The organism is Streptomyces sp. KLMMK, from assembly GCF_036961605.1.
Taxonomy (GTDB): Bacteria; Actinomycetota; Actinomycetes; order Streptomycetales; family Streptomycetaceae; genus Streptomyces; species Streptomyces telluris.
Genome location: NZ_JBAMDC010000134.1, coordinates 1 through 16,090, shown reverse-complemented (window position 1 = coordinate 16,090; position 16,090 = coordinate 1). Strand labels below are relative to the sequence as shown.

General features: G+C 73.6%; 18 protein-coding genes. 10 read left to right on the top strand and 8 right to left on the bottom strand.

The genetic code is table 11. The annotated features are described in order from the left end of the window. Nucleotides 1–322 (bottom strand): nucleotidyltransferase family protein (locus V7793_RS19935; RefSeq protein ID WP_336008401.1); only part of this gene is annotated, 322 nt, incomplete at its 3' end. Nucleotides 323–512: 190 nt separating this feature from the next. On the opposite strand from V7793_RS19935, the gene V7793_RS19930 reads away from it, so the two are divergent. Next, a complete protein-coding gene (locus V7793_RS19930) occupies nucleotides 513–803 on the top strand; it encodes a DUF5955 family protein (protein WP_336008400.1) in 291 nt (96 codons plus the stop codon). A 296-nt stretch (nucleotides 804–1,099) separates the two neighbouring features. On the opposite strand, the gene V7793_RS19925 is transcribed toward V7793_RS19930, so the two are convergent. After that, nucleotides 1,100–1,891, bottom strand: coding sequence for an IclR family transcriptional regulator (locus tag V7793_RS19925; protein ID WP_058042426.1), 792 nt, complete (start codon nucleotides 1,889–1,891; stop codon nucleotides 1,100–1,102). A gap of 155 nt (nucleotides 1,892–2,046) precedes the next feature. On the opposite strand from V7793_RS19925, the gene allB reads away from it, so the two are divergent. Both allB and alc read left to right on the top strand, forming a co-directional pair. After that, nucleotides 2,047–3,393: an allantoinase AllB gene (allB, locus tag V7793_RS19920; protein WP_336008398.1), complete on the top strand. Its 1,347-nt coding sequence runs from the start codon at nucleotides 2,047–2,049 to the stop codon at nucleotides 3,391–3,393. Then, nucleotides 3,390–4,553 carry an allantoicase gene (gene alc, locus V7793_RS19915; protein ID WP_336008396.1) on the top strand — a complete coding sequence of 388 codons (1,164 nt, stop codon included), beginning with the start codon at nucleotides 3,390–3,392 and terminating at the stop codon, nucleotides 4,551–4,553. The genes allB and alc overlap by 4 nt, the downstream gene beginning before the upstream one ends. On the opposite strand, the gene V7793_RS19910 is transcribed toward alc, so the two are convergent. The 4 genes from V7793_RS19910 to V7793_RS19895 all read right to left on the bottom strand — a co-directional run bounded on the left by V7793_RS19910 (nucleotide 4,534) and on the right by V7793_RS19895 (nucleotide 6,691). Beyond that, nucleotides 4,534–5,079 carry a GNAT family N-acetyltransferase gene (locus tag V7793_RS19910; protein ID WP_336008394.1) on the bottom strand — a complete coding sequence of 182 codons (546 nt, stop codon included), beginning with the start codon at nucleotides 5,077–5,079 and terminating at the stop codon, nucleotides 4,534–4,536. The two genes, alc and V7793_RS19910, sit on opposite strands and share 20 nt — an antisense overlap. A 4-nt stretch (nucleotides 5,080–5,083) precedes the next feature. Then, on the bottom strand, nucleotides 5,084–5,743 hold the full coding sequence (locus V7793_RS19905; protein ID WP_336008392.1) for a transcriptional regulator: 660 nt from the start codon (nucleotides 5,741–5,743) through the stop codon (nucleotides 5,084–5,086). A gap of 160 nt (nucleotides 5,744–5,903) precedes the next feature. Further along, on the bottom strand, nucleotides 5,904–6,068 hold the full coding sequence (locus V7793_RS19900) for a DUF6126 family protein (protein ID WP_336008390.1): 165 nt from the start codon (nucleotides 6,066–6,068) through the stop codon (nucleotides 5,904–5,906). Beyond that, entirely contained in the window at nucleotides 6,065–6,691 is a 627-nt protein-coding gene (locus tag V7793_RS19895) for a helix-turn-helix domain-containing protein (protein ID WP_336008388.1), read from the bottom strand. Before V7793_RS19895 ends, V7793_RS19900 begins: the two co-directional genes overlap by 4 nt. A gap of 181 nt (nucleotides 6,692–6,872) precedes the next feature. Here V7793_RS19895 and V7793_RS19890 point away from each other — a divergent pair, with 181 nt between their 5' ends. The 3 genes from V7793_RS19890 (at nucleotide 6,873) to V7793_RS19880 (ending at nucleotide 10,498) form a co-directional block, all read left to right on the top strand. Continuing rightward, the gene (locus V7793_RS19890; RefSeq protein WP_336008386.1) at nucleotides 6,873–7,328 is read left to right on the top strand and encodes a ribonuclease; all 456 of its coding nucleotides are present in this window, start codon (nucleotides 6,873–6,875) and stop codon (nucleotides 7,326–7,328) included. Between the two features lie 118 nt (nucleotides 7,329–7,446). After that, nucleotides 7,447–9,240, top strand: coding sequence for a coagulation factor 5/8 type domain-containing protein (locus V7793_RS19885; RefSeq protein WP_336008384.1), 1,794 nt, complete (start codon nucleotides 7,447–7,449; stop codon nucleotides 9,238–9,240). Between the two features lie 52 nt (nucleotides 9,241–9,292). Further along, on the top strand, nucleotides 9,293–10,498 hold the full coding sequence (locus tag V7793_RS19880) for a cytochrome P450 family protein (RefSeq protein ID WP_336008382.1): 1,206 nt from the start codon (nucleotides 9,293–9,295) through the stop codon (nucleotides 10,496–10,498). Between the two features lie 23 nt (nucleotides 10,499–10,521). Here the strand turns inward: V7793_RS19880 and V7793_RS19875 are convergent, their stop codons facing one another. Both V7793_RS19875 and V7793_RS19870 read right to left on the bottom strand, forming a co-directional pair. Continuing rightward, nucleotides 10,522–11,229 (bottom strand): DUF6875 domain-containing protein, encoded by a 708-nt coding sequence (locus tag V7793_RS19875; protein WP_336008380.1) that lies wholly within the window; start codon nucleotides 11,227–11,229, stop codon nucleotides 10,522–10,524. A gap of 125 nt (nucleotides 11,230–11,354) precedes the next feature. Beyond that, nucleotides 11,355–11,984, bottom strand: a complete 630-nt coding sequence (locus V7793_RS19870; RefSeq protein WP_336008378.1) for a LysE family transporter — start codon at nucleotides 11,982–11,984, stop codon at nucleotides 11,355–11,357. Between the two features lie 227 nt (nucleotides 11,985–12,211). Between V7793_RS19870 and V7793_RS19865 the strand changes: the two genes are divergently transcribed. From V7793_RS19865 to V7793_RS19850, 4 genes are all read left to right on the top strand, one after another. Beyond that, nucleotides 12,212–12,961: a GntR family transcriptional regulator gene (locus V7793_RS19865; RefSeq protein WP_336008377.1), complete on the top strand. Its 750-nt coding sequence runs from the start codon at nucleotides 12,212–12,214 to the stop codon at nucleotides 12,959–12,961. A gap of 269 nt (nucleotides 12,962–13,230) precedes the next feature. After that, a complete protein-coding gene (locus V7793_RS19860) occupies nucleotides 13,231–14,241 on the top strand; it encodes a sugar ABC transporter substrate-binding protein (RefSeq protein ID WP_443057948.1) in 1,011 nt (336 codons plus the stop codon). Then, nucleotides 14,238–15,290: an ABC transporter permease gene (locus V7793_RS19855; RefSeq protein ID WP_336008373.1), complete on the top strand. Its 1,053-nt coding sequence runs from the start codon at nucleotides 14,238–14,240 to the stop codon at nucleotides 15,288–15,290. The genes V7793_RS19860 and V7793_RS19855 overlap by 4 nt, the downstream gene beginning before the upstream one ends. Next, on the top strand, nucleotides 15,287–16,090 hold an 804-nt coding region (locus V7793_RS19850; protein ID WP_336008371.1), incomplete at its 3' end, for an ATP-binding cassette domain-containing protein. The genes V7793_RS19855 and V7793_RS19850, both read left to right, overlap by 4 nt.

Genomic DNA, 16,090 nt, shown 5'->3' with positions numbered 1-16,090 from the left:
CCAGGGTGACGAGGACGGCCCCCGCGTCCGAGGCTGCGACCGCCGCGAGGCCCGCCCGGAGCGACGAGCCCATGCCGTCCGGCCAGTCGGGGTTGTCCACCAAGGTGCAGTGGGTGAGGCCGGCGTGTACGCGCACGTCCGCGGCCGCCGCGCCCAGCACCACGTACACCGGCGCGCAGCCGCCCTCGTGCAGGGCCCGCGCCGCGTGCTCCACGAGCGGGCGGCCGTGCAGGCCGAGCAGGGCCTTGGGGTGCCCGCCCAGACGCCGTCCGCCGCCCGCGGCGAGCAGCAGGCCGGCGACCGGGGGTGAGGTGGCTGTCATGGCCCCTGCATACCGCATCGCTGACGGCGGTGCGAGGGGCGACCTCCCATCACCCGTGCGTGCGACCTCCGGACTTCATTTCGCTGTGCGTATGGCGCTCTGTACGGAAAGTGGCGTTAACTGATCCGCGCGAGCGCATGGGAGGGGGAGTGCCGTGGCTGAAGGCGCCGTAGTGGCCGGAGATCCTAGGGTGAGCGAGCTGCGGGAAGCGGTCTCCCGGCTCCGCCGGGCGCTCGCGGGCCACCCCGCGCCGTTACCCGACCGCGACGCGGCGGAGGACGAGCTGGCGGCGCTCGACGCGATGGCCCGTGCCGGCGACCCGGAAATCTCGCGCCTGCGGCGCTCGCTGCTGCTGGTCGCAGGGGCGGTGGGCTCGGTGAGCGCCCTGTCGCCGACGCTGTCGGACCTCAAAGAAGCGGTGGACAGCTTCGCCCCGCCCCCACCGGACGCCGGCGTCCCTCCGCCGCGAGGCGGAGCGTAGCGCTTCGACGGCGGTGGGGCCGAGCATGACGCTCGACCGCAGCGTTCCCTTCCGGCCGGGCCGTTCCGGTACCGGGTGCGGCGTTCTCTTTCCGCTGCAGCGATGCTCAGCTACAACCGGCCGTTCCGGCGGTGCCGGGCTCGCCGTAGGCGTGGCACCGCCGGGCTGCGCCGTTGCGGCGGCGGGGACGGGCGGCGCCCGGAGCGGGCTGCCGCTTCCGGTGCCCGCGCGGCACCGCGCTTCCTTCCGCCGCGACGGCGCTCAGCCGCCCGCAGGCGCCCCGCCGGGCACGCGGATCAAGCGAGCCCGGCGCTCGCTCCGGCGAGGTCCGTCGACAGGGCCGCCGCGACCTCCTTCAGGAGGGGGACGATGCGCTCCGTCGCGGCGTCCGTGACGCGGCCCGCCGGGCCGGAGATGGAGATGGCCGCCGCCGTGGGCGAGTCCGGCACCGGCACCGCCAGGCACCGCACGCCGATCTCCTGCTCGTTGTCGTCCACGGCGAAGCCGTTCTCGCGGACGCGCCCGAGCGCCTCCAGGAAGCCCTCGGGCGTGGTGATGGTCTTCTCGGTGGCGGCCGGCATCCCCGTGCGGGCGAGGATGGAGCGCACCTCCTCGTCGGGGCTCTGCGCCAGCAGGGCCTTGCCCACGCCGGTGGTGTGCGGCAGCACGCGCCGCCCGACCTCGGTGAACATCCGCACGGAGTGCCGCGAGGGCACCTGCGCCACGTAGACGACCTCGTCGCCGTCGAGCAGCGCCATGTTCGCCGTCTCGCCGGTCTCCTCGACGAGCCGCGCCAGGTGGGGGCGCGCCCACGTGCCGAGGAGGCGGGAGGCGCTCTCGCCGAGGCGGATGAGCCGCGGCCCGAGCGCGTACCGCCGGTTCGGCTGCTGGCGGACGTATCCGCAGGCCACCAGCGTGCGCATCAGCCGGTGGATGGTCGGCAGCGGCAGCCCGCTGCTCGTGGCCAGCTCGCTCAGCCCGACCTCGCCGCCCGCGTCGGCCATCCGCTCCAGCAGGTCGAAGGCGCGCTCCAGGGACTGGACGCCTCCGCTGGGGGCGGGGGTGCGGGGCTCGGCGGACGGGGGCACGGCGGATCCTTTCGGGTACGGGGTGGGAGCAGCCTACCGGGCTCGCGCGGCCCCCCTCCGCCCCCGGAGGTCTTGACGGGTGAGGGGAGCGACAGAAGACTGCCCCCACCGTCGTTCAACAGAACGTTGAATTTCCGGGAGGGGACGTGGCCGGCGTGTCCACGGAGGACCTGGTGCTGCGCTCGACGCGCGTCGTCACGCCGGAGGGCACCCGCCCGGCCTCGGTCGCCGTCACCGGCGGCACGATCACCGCGGTCCGCCCGTACGAGGCGGAGCCGCCCCCGGGGGCCGCCGTGGCGGACCTGGGCGACGACGCCCTGCTCCCCGGACTCGTGGACACCCACGTGCACGTGAACGACCCGGGCCGCACCGCCTGGGAGGGCTTCCGGCCGGCCACGCGCGCCGCCGCGGCCGGCGGCGTCACCACGCTCCTCGACATGCCGCTCAACAGCATCCCGCCCACCACCACCGTCGCCCACCTGCGGGTGAAGCAGGGCGTGGCACGCCCCGCCGCCCACGTGGACGTCGGCTTCTGGGGCGGCGCCGTACCGGGGAACAGGGGCGACCTACGCCCCCTGCACGACGCGGGCGTCTTCGGCTTCAAGGCGTTCCTGTCGCCGTCGGGCGTCGAGGAGTTCCCCGCCCTCGGCCCCGGCGACCTGGAGGCGGTCGCGGGGCGCGTCGCCGAGCTGGACGGCCTGCTGATCGTGCACGCCGAGGACCCCGCCCACCTGGAGCGCGCCCCGCAGCGCGGCGGCCCGCGCTACGCCGACTTCCTCGCCTCCCGCCCCCGCGCCGCCGAGAACGAGGCCGTCGCCCGTCTCGTCGCCGTCTCCCGGCGCCTGGGCACCCGCGTGCACGTCCTGCACCTGTCGTCCTCCGACGCCCTCCCGGTGATCGCCGCGGCGAAGGCGGAGGGCCTGGCGGTCACCGCCGAGACCTGCCCGCACTTCCTGACGCTGACGGCCGAGGAAGTCCCGGACGGGGCCACCGAGTTCAAGTGCTGCCCGCCCATACGGGAGGCCGCCAACCAGGACGCCCTGTGGGCGGCCCTGGCCGACGGGACGATCGACTGCGTCGTCTCCGACCACTCGCCCTGCACCGCCGACCTCAAGGTCCCCGACTTCGGCACCGCCTGGGGCGGCATCGCGTCCCTGCAGCTCGGCCTCCCCGCCGTCTGGACCGCCGCCCGCCGCCGCGGGCACACCCTCGGCGACGTCGCCCGCTGGATGTCCACCGGGCCCGCGGCCCTCGCCGGCCTGCACCGCAAGGGAGCCGTGGAGCCGGGCCGCGACGCGGACTTCGCCGTCCTCGCCCCCGAGGCCTCCTTCACGGTCGACCCGGGCGCACTCCACCACCGCAACCGCGTCACCGCCTACGCCGGGAAGACCCTCCACGGCGTCGTGCGGTCCACCTGGCTGCGCGGCCGCAGGATCGCCTGCGACGGCGCCCTCGCCGAGCAGCCCGCCGGCCTCCTCCTCGAAAGGCAGCGCAGCGCATGACGAGCACACCGGACGGCAGCCCCGGCATACCCTCCTTCGCGGGCGGCGCCGCACCGTACGCGGGCGGGGACCCGTACGCCGACTACCGCGCCGCGGACCTCCCCTTCACCGCCCTGCCCGACCTCGCCGACCGCCGCCTCGGGGCGGGCGTCGTCGCCGCCAGCGACGAGTTCTTCGCCGACCGCGAGAACCTCCTCACCCCCGCCCCCGCGCACTTCGACCCCGCCCTCTTCGGCCACAAGGGCAAGGTCATGGACGGCTGGGAGACCCGCCGCAGGCGCGGGCCGGACGCCGGCCGGCCGCACCCCGCGGACGACGACCACGACTGGGCGCTGATCCGCCTCGGCGCGCCCGGCGTGATCCGCGGCCTCGTCGTCGACACCGCCCACTTCCGCGGCAACCACCCGCAGGCCGTCTCCGTCGAGGCCGCCCGCCTCCCGGGCACGCCCTCGCCCGGCGAACTCCTCGCCGACGACGTCAAGTGGACGGTCCTCGTGCCGCGTACGCCCGTCGGCGGCCACGCGGCCAACGGCTTCGCCGTCCGCTCCGGGGAACGCTTCACCCACCTGAGGCTGTGCCAGTACCCCGACGGCGGCATCGCCCGGCTGCGGGTGCACGGCGAGGTGCGCCCCGACCCGGCCTGGCTCGCCGCCCTCGGCACCTTCGACCTCGCCGCGCTGGAGAACGGCGGGCGCCCCGAGGGCGCCTCGGACCACTTCTACTCCTCCCCGCTCAACACCGTCCTGCCGGGCCGCTCGCGGAAGATGGACGACGGCTGGGAGACGCGCCGCCGCCGCGACCGGGGACACGACTGGGTCCGCTACCGCCTCACCGGGCAGGCCGTGCTGCGCGCCGTCGAGATCGACACCGGCTGCTACAAGGGCAACGCCCCGGGCTGGGCGGAGGTCTCCGTCCTCGACGCGGCCTCCGGCGCCGGCCCGGCCGGCGGCTCCGCCGGCTGGACGGTGGTCGTGCCCCGCACCCGCCTCCAGCCCGACGCGGTGCACCGGTTCCCCCTGAACGGCGCCCCGGTGGCGACCCACGTGCGCGTGGACATCCACCCGGACGGGGGCGTGGCACGCCTGCGCGTCCACGGCTCGCTGACGGAGGCGGGCGAGAGGGGCCTGCACGGGGAGGGCCTCACAGCGGACGGCTCATGAACAGGGCCGTCTCGCCCTCCGAGGCCGTGCCCAGGTAGAGGGACGTGTCCAGCCCGCACAGGGCGAACCCCATGCGGCGGTAGGCCCGTACGGCCGGCGCGTTGACGTTCGTGACCTCCAGCCAGGCGGTGCGGGCGCCCCGTTCCCGGCCGTGGGCCAGCGCGTGCTCCATGAGGCCGGGGCCGATGCCGCGGCCGCGGTGGCCGGGCGCCACCCTGATGTCGGCGACCACCAGCCGGTCGTTCCACGCCGAGTGGGTGAGGGTGACGGCACCGCACAGGGCGTCCCCGTCGAGGGCGACGATGACGTGGGCCTCCTCGTCGCCGCCTTCTTCGTCCTCGTCCGGGTAGACCTTGCGCAGGGGCGGGTCGACGGGCGCCTCGCGCAGCCGGAACCCCTCGCCGGACGCGCTGACTTCGAGGACGGTGTGCGTCGTGAAGGAGTTGTCGATCGCCTCGGCCGCGGCGTGCTCGCCGGGGCGGGCGGGGCGGTAGACGACGGCTGCGGGCTCTGCGGCTACGGGCATGGTTTCACCGTACAGCGAGTCCGTCCCAGAACATCAACTCGTAGGCCTGGAGCAGCCGTCCGTAGCGGTGGGCCAGCGGTTCGGACAGCCGCCCGCCCGCCAGAGCGGCCTCCACGGCCTCGACGGACCGCTCCTCCACCTCGGGCGCGGGCCCGGCGAAGAAGTCGAAGAAGCCGCACGCGGGGTTGTCGAAGCCGTAGTGCTCGCGCAGGGCCGCCCCGACGGTGGCGCAGTATCCGCCCCACGCCGCGAAGTTGGCGGTCAGGGCGACCGCCGCGTCCACGGGCTCGGCGTTGAGCGCGAGCCAGGCGACGTACGACGGGTAGGCCTGGCAGCCCGGGCGCGGCTCGTGGGCGCGGACGGCCTCCTCGTCCAGCCCGCACGCGAGCACCAGCGGCCCCAGCAGCGGCAGGGCCAGGTCCTCCCCCTGGGCGAGGGCCTCGAAGAACCGGGCCGCGGCCGGATCCCCGGCCGCGCGCCCGGCGAGGTGGGCGAAGCTGCGCCGGTCGGCGGCGATGACGTGGTGCTGCTCCAGGGCGAACGCGGCGATCACCTCGCGCGGGGCCTCACCGGCGGCGATCAGCGGGACGAGCCGGTTGGCGCCCTCTGCGGGGGCGAGCCCCCGCACCGCGTCCGCCAGTACTTCCTGGGCCGTACGGGTCATCGCTCCGCCTTCCTGTCCCGGGACGGTCCGCGTGCTGCTCCCGCGATCGTAGTCCCGGGGCATGCCGTTCGCGGGCGGCACGCGGGCCGCCTCACCCGGGCGGGAGGGGGCCGCTCCGGGAGGGCTGCCCGGCCCCGGCCTCACCCTCCGGCGCGGAGCCTCACCCTCCGGCGAGGAAGAAGAGGAGGAAGAGGAAGGCGGCGAAGAAGTGGACGGCCACGAGGTAGATGACGACCCGGACGGTCATCCCCAGGGGGGCCCGGTCCTCCTCGTCCATGCGCTTGCCGGCGGTGTGCGCGGATGCGTCGTTCACGGCGTCGTTCACGGCATGTCCCTCCGAGTGGGCGCGGCGCCGCCGAGGCACAGCTCGGTCGCGCCGCTCTGCAGCAGTGTGTGCATGAACAGCAGGTCGGCCCCGCCGCGCGACGCGGCGGCGATGCGGTGCGGGGTGAGCGAGTCGAAGTGGGCGGCGTCGCCCGGGTCCAGGAGGTGGGTGCTCCCGCCCAGGGTGAGGCGCAGCCGCCCGCTCGTGACGTACAGCCACTCCTCGCCCGGATGGACGCGCACCAGCTCCGCCTGGCCGCCCGCCTCCGGTGGCACGTGCAGGCGCAGGGCCTGCATGGCGCGGCCGGAGCCGCCGGCCCGCCAGTACGTCCAGCCCCCGGCCCGCTGCGGCTCCATGTGGCCGGCGCGCACGATGGGATCGCGCTCCGGCGCCGCCTCGCCCAGCAGGTCGGATACCGTGGTTCCGTAGGTGCGGGCCAGGGCCAGCAGCATCGGCAGCGACGGCGTCCGCCGGCCGGTCTCCAGCCGGGAGAGGTGGGCGGGGGAGAGGCCGACGCGGGCGGCGGCGGCCTCCAGCGTCAGCCCACTGCGGGTGCGCAGGTCACGCAGGCGCGGGGCCATGGTGGGCAGGTCGGCCGCGGGCTCGTCGGGCAGCGGTGTCATGCTTCCGGTATAGGACCGTTCCTGCCTTAAAGGCAAAAGTTTTGCCTCTGAGGCAAAGGCTCTGAGGCAGCGGCACTGAGGCAAAGATTCCGCCCAGCCGGACAGCGCCTCCGGTTAACTCCTGGAAAACAGTCGGCGTTGTCGTTGACATGACAACAGCTACGCGCGTCATGCTGGCCTCATGAAGGCAACCCCCCATCGCACCCTGCGCTCTTCGCGCTTCGCCCGCACGGCCGTCCTCGCCGCACTGGCCTCGGCCCTGTTCGCCGGCGGCCCGGCCGTCGCCGCGCCGCTCGCCGCCCCGGCGGCCCCCGTGGCCGCCACCGCTCCGGCGCCGGCCGCCATGAAGATCACCGGCGACATCTGCAAGTCGGACCTGCCCTCCCAGGCCCACGACACGCTGCGCCTGATCGACGCGGGCGGCCCGTTCCCGTACCCCAAGGACGGCACGGTCTTCTCCAACCGCGAGAACGTGCTGCCCAAGCACGCCTCGGGCTACTACCACGAGTACACGGTCAAGACCCCCGGCTCGCCCGACCGCGGTGCCCGGCGCATCGTCACCGGCCAGGGCAACCACGAGGACTACTACACCGGCGACCACTACAGGACGTTCGACCTGATCGACTTCAGCTGCTGATCGGTCGTCACCTCAGCTCCATCCGAGCGGATTCCGCTCACCCGCCGTCTCCTCACGCTCGGAAGCGGGTTGGTCCGGTCACCGGGCAGCCGACCGACGTGTGAGGAGACACCGGCCCTTGTCCAGAACCCGGCCCGCGGGGTGCCGAGCCCGGCTCGGCACCCTCGCTCTCGCCTCCGTGGCCACCGCCTGCCTCGCCCTCGCCCCGGAACAGCCGCCCGCCGCGCCGCGCGCACCCGGTGTCCCCGACCTCGGGCCGGGGGTCCACGTCTTCGACCCGGCCATGCCCCGGCAGCGGATCCAGCGCACGCTGGACGAGGTCTTCCGGCGGCAGGAGCGCGCCCAGTTCGGCCCCGGCCGCGAGGCGCTGCTGTTCAAGCCGGGCACCTACGACGTGGACGTCAACGTCGGCTTCTACACACAGGTGGCGGGCCTGGGACTGCGGCCCGACGACGTCACGGTCAGGGGCGCGGTGCACGCCGAGGCCGACTGGTTCAAGGGCAACGCGACGCAGAACTTCTGGCGCGCCGCCGAGAACCTCTCCGTCACCCCCGCCTCCGGCGCCGACCGCTGGGCCGTCTCCCAGGCCGCCCCGTACCGCCGCATGCACCTGCGCGGTGACCTCCGCCTGGACGACGGCGGCTGGTCGAGCGGCGGGTTCACCGCCGACTCCCTGATCGACGGGCGGGTGCTCTCGGGCACCCAGCAGCAGTGGCTCACGCGCAACAGCGAGCTCCGCGGCGGCTGGTCCGGCGCCACCTGGAACATGGTGTTCGCCGGGGTGCGGGGCGCCCCGCCGACGACCTTCCCCGACCCGCCCCGCACCAGCGTCGGGCGCACCCCCGTCGTCCGCGAGAAGCCCTTCCTGCACATCGACCGGTCGGGCGCCTACCGGGTCTTCGTCCCCGCCCTGCGCCGGGCAGCCCGGGGCACCACGTGGTCCGGCGGGGCGGCCGGGCCCGGCGCCTCCCGCCCGCTCGGCCGCTTCTTCGTCGTCCGGCCGGGCACCCGCGCCGCCCGGATCAACGAGGCGCTCGCGCGGGGCAAGGACCTCCTGATCACGCCCGGCGTCCACCACCTCGACCGGCCCCTGCGCGTCACCCGTCCCGGCACCGTCGTCCTCGGCCTGGGGCTCGCCACGCTCGTCCCCGACCGGGGCACCGCCGCCCTGACCGTCGCCGACGTCGACGGCGTCCGCCTCGCGGGCCTGCTCGTCGACGCGGGGCGCGCGGCCTCGCCGGTGCTGATGGAGATCGGCCCGCCCGGCGCCCGCCGCCGCCACGCCGCCGACCCCGTCTCGCTGCACGACGTCTTCTTCCGCATCGGCGGCGCCGGCCCCGGACGGGCCGTCAGGAGCCTGGCGGTGCACAGCCCGGACGTGATCGGCGACAACCTGTGGCTGTGGCGCGCCGACCACGGCCGCGGCGTCGGATGGACCGTCAACACCGCCGCCGAGGGGCTGGTCGTCGACGGAGCGGACGTCACGATGTACGGCCTGTTCGTGGAGCACTACCAGCGGCACCAGACGCTGTGGAACGGCGAGGGAGGCCGCACGTACTTCTTCCAGAACGAGCTGCCCTACGACCCTCCCGGCCGCGCCGCCTGGAGCGACGGCCGGCGCACGGGCTACCCCGCCTACCGGGTCGCCCCCTCCGTGACCCGCCACGAGGCCTGGGGCCTGGGCAGCTACTGCCACTTCACGACCGCGCCCGGGCTCGCCGCCGACCGCGCCTTCGCGGCGCCCCGCAGGCCCGGCGTGCGCCTGCACAGCCTCGTGGCCGTCTCGCTCGACGGCGGCTGCACACTGCGTCACGTCGTCAACGACTCCGGAGGACCGGCCGGCGCCGCGGCCCGGGTCGCCACCCTCCCCTCCTGGCCGGAAGGCGAACAGCTGTCCGGAAAGCGCCCTTGAGTCGATCACTCTCCGCAATTCATGATGATCTTCCGGAGCGAGGGGGGACGCCATGGGCGCGGCCGAAGCAAGGACGATCGTCGATCTGGAGGCCATGGGGGAGGAGTTCGCCCGGCATCCGCACCGGGTCTACGCCGCCCTGCGCGAGCAGGGCCCCGTGCACCGCGTGCGCATGCCGGAGGGCGCCGAGGCCTGGCTCGTCCTCGGCTACGACGAGGTGCGCGCCGCGCTCAACGACCCGCGGCTGACGAAGGACTGGGCGAAGGCCGCCTCGGACATCAGCCTGATCCGGGCCTCCGCCGGGCCGAACATGCTGGTGCTGGACGCGCCGGACCACACCCGGCTGCGCAAGCTCGTCGCCAAGGAGTTCACGCCGCGGCGCGTCGGGGAAATGGCGCCCCGCGTACAGCGGATGACCGACGAGCTGCTCGACGCCATGCTGACGGCGCCCGGCCGCCGCGCCGACCTGGTGGAGGCCCTGTCCTTCCCCCTGCCCATGGGCGTCATCTGCGACCTCCTCGGCGTGCCCGACCTCGACCGCGAGGCCTTCCGCCACTGGTCGAACGTCAGCGTCGGCGCGGGCCCGGCCGAGGAGAAGATCACCGTCTCCCGCGAGGTCACCGCCTATCTGAACGGGCTCATCGCCGCCAAGCGCCGGGATCCCGGCGACGACCTGATGAGCGCCCTGATCAGCACCGCGGACGAGGACGGCGACCGGCTCTCGCCCGAGGAGCTCCTCGGCACGGCGTGGCTCCTCCTCGTGGCCGGCCACGAGACCACGGTCAACCTGATCTCGAACGGCGTCCTCGCCCTCCTGCAGCACCCCGGCCAGCTGGCCGCCCTGCGCGCCGACCCCGGCCTGCTGGACAACGCCGTCGAGGAGATGCTGCGCTACGACGGGCCGCTGGAGACCCCCACGTACCGCTTCACCACCGCACCCCTGGAGATCGGCGGCACGCTCATACCCGGCGGGGGCGAGCTCGTGCTGCCCGTGCTGGCCGACGCCGACCGCGATCCGGCGCGCTTCCCGGACGCCGCGCGGTTCGATGTCCGCCGCGACGCCCGCGGCCACGTGGCCTTCGGCCACGGCATCCACTACTGCCTGGGCGCCCCGCTGGCCCGCCTGGAGGCCCGGGCCGCCATCGGCTCCCTGCTGGAGCGCTGCCCGGATCTCGCCCTGGACGCCCACCCGGACTCCCTCACCTGGCGCGAGGGCCTCCTCATCAGGGGCCCGCACCGGCTGCCCGTCCGCTTCTGAGGGTGCCCGGCCGCCCTCCGGCCTCAGGCGGGCGGCGGGTGCCCCAGCTCGTCGCGGGCGCGCTCCAGTTCGGCGCGGGCCCGCTGCCGGGCGATAGGGCTCGCCCCCGGCTGGTGCCTCAGGAAGGACTCCACGAAGCCTGCGCGCCGCGCGGGCGGGTAGCGCTGCTCGGCCAGGAACGGCAGGTCGTTGCCGACCATGCTGCGGGCGACGAGCAGCGGGGTGTCGCTGTGCAGCGGGCGGAAGTCGGGGTTGTGCAGCCCCGGCCCCGGGTGCCCGGGGAAGAACTCGCCGAGCATCATCCCCTCCGCCACGAACTCCGGCTTGAGCCGGTCGTGGACGCGGACCACGGTCGCGGCCGCCACCCCGGGCAGGACCAGGACTATGGTCTTGTCGATGGTGTGCTGCCCGCTGTGCGGCTCCATGGCCAGCCAGTGCGCCTTGAGCGCGGCGACGGCGGCCACGAGCCCGGCCTCGTCGCGCACCGGCGGCTCGGCGAGCGCGTAGCGGATCAGCCCGAGCCGCTGCGAGAGCGGGACGAACGGGCAGACCGCCCCGCGGCGGCCGAGGTCGGGGTGGGGCCGGGCGACGTGTCCGGAGATCCATGCGTGGACGGGCCGCAGCAGCTCCTCCGCGGCGGCCTCCCGCTGGTCGTAGAGCCGGATGCGCGCGAGGCCGGAGTCCGCCCCGCCGCCGTCCGGGAGAGTGCAGTGATCGTTTCCGTGGTTCATGGGTTGTCCCCCCGTCACGGTTTCTTGTCAGTCAGAAAAACCGACCAGACCGGTATTGAGGTTGAGTGATCGGGGCAAAGTAGCGCTTTTGCGCCCCTAGCGGGCGGCCGCCGGTACCAGAAGGGCTACGCCGTCAGTGCGGAGCCGAACTCCACCAGCAGTAAGGCCGAGGCCGCCAGCAGCAGTACGCCCGAGCCGCCGAGCAGCAGCCGGTAGCCGCGGGTGCCGATCCGGTGCCGCGCCCGGGCGACCACGACGGCGAGCGCGGCCTTGCTGCCGACGAGCAGCCCGTAGAAGCCGAAGAGGAAGCCGCCGGCGCCGGGCGGTCCGTTGCGCCAGGCGGCCACGAGCAGCGGCGCCCCCGTCGTCAGCCAGAACATCCACGGGTGCGGGCTGAGGAGGTTGACGAGCGCGCCCTGCCAGAGGGTCCGGCGGCCCTGGACCCGGGCTTCCGCCGTGTCGCACACCTCGGGCACCTCGGCCGTACGGGCCTCGCGCAGGGTGGAGACGGCCAGCCAGGCGAGGAAGAGGCCGCCGAGCACACCGCCGCCGGCGATCGCCCGCTCGGGCAGCACGGCCAGCACGGTCACGGCCAGCACGATCACCGGCAGGTCGGTGAGCAGGGGCACGGCCGCCACGCGCAGCCCGACGCCGAGCCCGCCGCGCAGGGTCCCCGACAGCACCAGCGCGAGCAGCGGGCCCGGGCTGATCCCCGCGCTGAAGCCGAGCGCCACCCCCAGAGCCAGCTCTTCCACGGCGCCGCCCATCTCCCCTCACCGGCCCCCGTAGGGGGCTTAGGTGAAAATCAGTGGATATCCAGTGACATCAGTACTGACATCTGTATTGCACAAGACGCCTGCAAGGGGCACGAGGTTGACGCCGCGGTCACTCGTATCGGTAACGGCGGATACGCACCGTTATATGTCCGGACAACCTGACCTACGAACTTCCCGTCATCCGGTCCCGCGGCTAGGCTCCCTTCGTGGCGAACCAACCACCCCTCCAGTTCAGCCTGGACCGCAGCAGCCCCGTCCCGCTCTACTACCAGCTGTCCCAGCAGCTCGAAGCGGCCATCGAGCAGGGCGGGCTCGCCCCCGGCAGCCTGCTCGGCAACGAGATCGACCTCGCCGCGCGGCTCGGCCTGTCCCGGCCCACCGTCCGCCAGGCCATCCAGTCGCTGGTGGACAAGGGCCTGCTCGTCCGCCGCCGCGGCGTCGGTACCCAGGTGCTGCACAGCCAGGTCAAGCGCCCCCTGGAGCTCAGCAGCCTCTACGACGACCTCGAAGCGGCGGGCCAGCAGCCCGCCACCCGGGTGCTCCACCACGGGACCGAGGCCGCCGCGGCGGGCGTCGCCGCTGCCCTCGGCGTGCCCGAGGGCACCGAGGTCCTGCGCATCGAGCGGCTGCGCCTCGCCCACGGCGAACCCATGGCCCACCTGTGCAACCACCTGCCCGTGGGCCTCCTCGACGCCGGCCCCGCCCGCCTGGAGGAGACCGGCCTCTACCGCCTCATCCGTGCTGCCGGCATCACGCTGCACAGCGCCCGGCAGACGATCGGCGCCCGCGCCGCGACCGCCGAGGAGGGCGAGCGGCTGGCCGAGCCGGAGGGCGCCCCGCTGCTGACGATGGAGCGGACCACGTACGACGACACCGGCCGCGCCGTCGAGTACGGTTCGCACGTCTACCGGGCCTCGCGCTACTCCTTCGAATTCCAGCTGCTGGTCCGCTCGTAGGCGGCCCGGGTCCGGTCCCGGCCGGTCCCGGCCCCGTCCGCCCGGCCGGTCCTGCTCCCTTACGTCATGCCATCAGAATGTTCGGACAAAGTCTTGACGCGGTGGGGCGCCCGCCACTAGAACTCCACCCACATGCAGCAGCCCCCGGCGGTACCCGCTGAAGCCCCCGCGGTCAGCGGTGACGGATGGTGACGGATACTTGGGCGGTTGGGCCCGCCGGAATCGGGGTCCGGCCGCACCGTGACAGACAGTGAGAAGGGCAACTCCTCGTGGCAAGGGTTCGGACAGGCGTACGTGCGGTGAGCGCCGTGCTGGCAGCGGTGCTCGGCGCCACCCTGGCGGGGTGCAGCGCTACGGGCGGCAAGCGCGCGGAGGAGCGGGCGGCCAAGGCCGCCCAGGGCCGCGCCGCGGTCGACACGCCCCGCTGGACCTTCGCGATGGTCACTCACTCGGGCGATGGCGACACCTTCTGGGACATCGTCCAGAGCGGCGCCAAGCAGGCGGCCGCGAAGGACAACATCAAATTCCTCTACGCCCATGACGTGGAGGGCAACAAGCAGGCGCAGAGCGTCCAGGCCATGATCGACCAGAAGGTCGACGGCCTGATCGTCACGCTCGCCAAGCCCGACGCCATGAAGGACGTCGTGGCCAAGGCCAAGAAGGCCGGCATCCCGGTGATCACCGTGAACTCGGGCTCCGACAAGTCCAAGGAGTTCGGCGCGCTCACCCACATCGGCCAGGACGAGGTCATCGCCGGCGAGGCGGTCGGCGAGCAGCTCAACGAGCGCGGCAGGAAGAAGGCGGTCTGCGTCCTGCACGAGCAGGGCAACGTCGGCCATGAGCAGCGCTGCGACGGCGTGAAGAAGTCCTTCAAGGGCGAGGTGCAGAACCTCTACGTCGAGGGCACGAACATGCCCGGCGTGCAGTCGTCCATCGAGGCGAAGCTGCAGTCCGACAAGGACATCGACGCCGTCGTCACGCTCGGTGCCCCCTTCGCCCCCACCGCGGTCAAGGCCGCCGAGCAGGCCGGCAGCAAGGCCGAGGTCGACACCTTCGACCTCAACGCCAAGGTCGCCGAGGCCCTGCAGTCCGGCAAGCTCGGCTTCGCCGTCGACCAGGACCCGTACCTGCAGGGCTACGAGGCCGTCGACCTGCTGTGGCTCTACCGCTACAACCGCGACATGCTCGGCGGCGGCCGCCCGGTCCTGACCGGCCCGCAGATCGTCACCAAGGACGACGCCAAGACCCTCGCCGAGTACGCCAAGCGGGGCACGCGATGAGCGCCCCCGCCACGGCCCCCGTCCAGGACGCCTCCGACGAACGGCTGATGCACCGCTCGCACCTGCGCCGGCTGCTCGGCCGCCCCGAGCTCGGTGCGGTCGTCGGCGCGGTGGCGGTCTTCGTCTTCTTCTCGGTCGTCGCCGACAGCTTCCTGCAGACGTCGAGCCTGTCGACGGTGCTCTACGCCTCCTCGACCATCGGCATCATGGCCGTGCCCGTGGCGCTGCTGATGATCGGCGGCGAGTTCGACCTCTCTGCCGGTGTGATGGTGACCAGCGCCGCGCTGGTCTCCTCGATGTTCAGCTACCAGATGACGGCCAACGTCTGGGCCGGCGCCGGCGTCTCGCTGCTCGTGATGCTCGCCGTCGGCTTCTTCAACGGCTTCGTGCTCACCCGCACCAAGCTGCCCAGCTTCATCATCACGCTGGCCACCTTCCTGATGCTGACCGGTTTGAACCTGGGTTTCACCAAGCTCATCGGCGGCACCGTCTCCACCAAGACCATCGGGGACATGGAGGGCTTCGAGTCCGCCCGCGCGGTCTTCGCCTCGCACCTGACGATCGGCGGCGTGGACCTCCAGATCACCATCCTGTGGTGGCTCGGCCTGGTCGCCCTGGCCACCTGGGTCCTGCTGCGCACCCGCGCCGGCAACTGGATCTTCGCGGTGGGCGGCAACTCCGACGCGGCCCGCGCGGTCGGCGTCCCCGTCAAGGGCACCAAGATCGCCCTGTATATGGCGGTCGCCTTCTGCGCCTGGATCTCCGGCCAGCACCTGCTCATGTCCTACGACGTGGTGCAGTCCGGCGAGGGCGTCGGCAACGAACTCCTCTACATCATCGCGGCCGTCATCGGCGGCTGCCTGATGACCGGCGGCTACGGCTCCGCCATCGGCTCCGCGGTCGGCGCGTTCATCTTCGGCATGGCCAGCAAGGGCATCGTCTACGCGCAGTGGAACCCGGACTGGTTCAAGTTCTTCCTGGGCGCGATGCTGCTCCTGGCGACGCTGCTGAACGCCTGGGTGCGCAAGAGGGCGGAGGCCCGCAAATGAGTGCTGCTGCCCTGGTCAAGCTGACCGACGTCAGCAAGTTCTACGGGAACATCCGCGCCCTCGAAGGGGTCTCCCTGGAGGTCCACGCGGGCGAGATCACCTGTGTGCTCGGCGACAACGGCGCCGGCAAGTCCACCCTCATCAAGATCGTCGCGGGTCTGCACCAGCACGACGCCGGCAGCTTCGAGATCGAGGGCGAGGAGACGAAGCTCGCCTCCCCCCGCGAGGCCCTCGACCGCGGCATCGCCACGGTCTACCAGGACCTCGCGGTCGTCCCGCTCATGCCGGTCTGGCGGAACTTCTTCCTCGGCTCCGAGCCCACGAAGGGCGCAGGCCCCTTCAAGCGGCTCGACGTGCAGCACATGCGCGAGACCACGCGCAGCGAGCTGCTGCGCATGGGCATCGACCTGCGCGACGTCGACCAGCCCATCGGCACCCTCTCCGGCGGCGAGCGCCAGTGCGTGGCCATCGCGCGGGCGGTCTACTTCGGCGCGAAGGTGCTCGTCCTCGACGAGCCGACCGCGGCGCTCGGCGTCAAGCAGTCGGGCGTGGTCCTGAAGTACGTGGCCGCGGCGCGCGACGCCGGCCTGGGCGTGGTGTTGATCACCCACAACCCTCACCACGCGTATCTGGTCGGTGACCGCTTCGTGCTGCTCAAGCGCGGCGCGATGGCAGGCAGCCACGCCAAGTCGGAGATCGCCCTCGACGAGCTCACCCGCCAGATGGCGGGCGGCAGCGAGCTCGAACAGCTCAGCCACGAGCTGCAGCGGGCCCCCGGGCCGGACGTGATCGGCGGCAAA

Coding starts and splice junctions, on each gene's coding strand:
- alc (WP_336008396.1), top strand. CDS start 3,390: ATGACGAGCACACCGGACGGCAGCCCCGGCATACCCTCCTTCGCGGGC.
- V7793_RS19910 (WP_336008394.1), bottom strand. CDS start 5,079: ATGCCCGTAGCCGCAGAGCCCGCAGCCGTCGTCTACCGCCCCGCCCGC.
- V7793_RS19905 (WP_336008392.1), bottom strand. CDS start 5,743: ATGACCCGTACGGCCCAGGAAGTACTGGCGGACGCGGTGCGGGGGCTC.
- V7793_RS19895 (WP_336008388.1), bottom strand. CDS start 6,691: ATGACACCGCTGCCCGACGAGCCCGCGGCCGACCTGCCCACCATGGCC.
- V7793_RS19890 (WP_336008386.1), top strand. CDS start 6,873: ATGAAGGCAACCCCCCATCGCACCCTGCGCTCTTCGCGCTTCGCCCGC.
- V7793_RS19880 (WP_336008382.1), top strand. CDS start 9,293: ATGGGCGCGGCCGAAGCAAGGACGATCGTCGATCTGGAGGCCATGGGG.
- V7793_RS19875 (WP_336008380.1), bottom strand. CDS start 11,229: ATGAACCACGGAAACGATCACTGCACTCTCCCGGACGGCGGCGGGGCG.
- V7793_RS19855 (WP_336008373.1), top strand. CDS start 14,238: ATGAGCGCCCCCGCCACGGCCCCCGTCCAGGACGCCTCCGACGAACGG.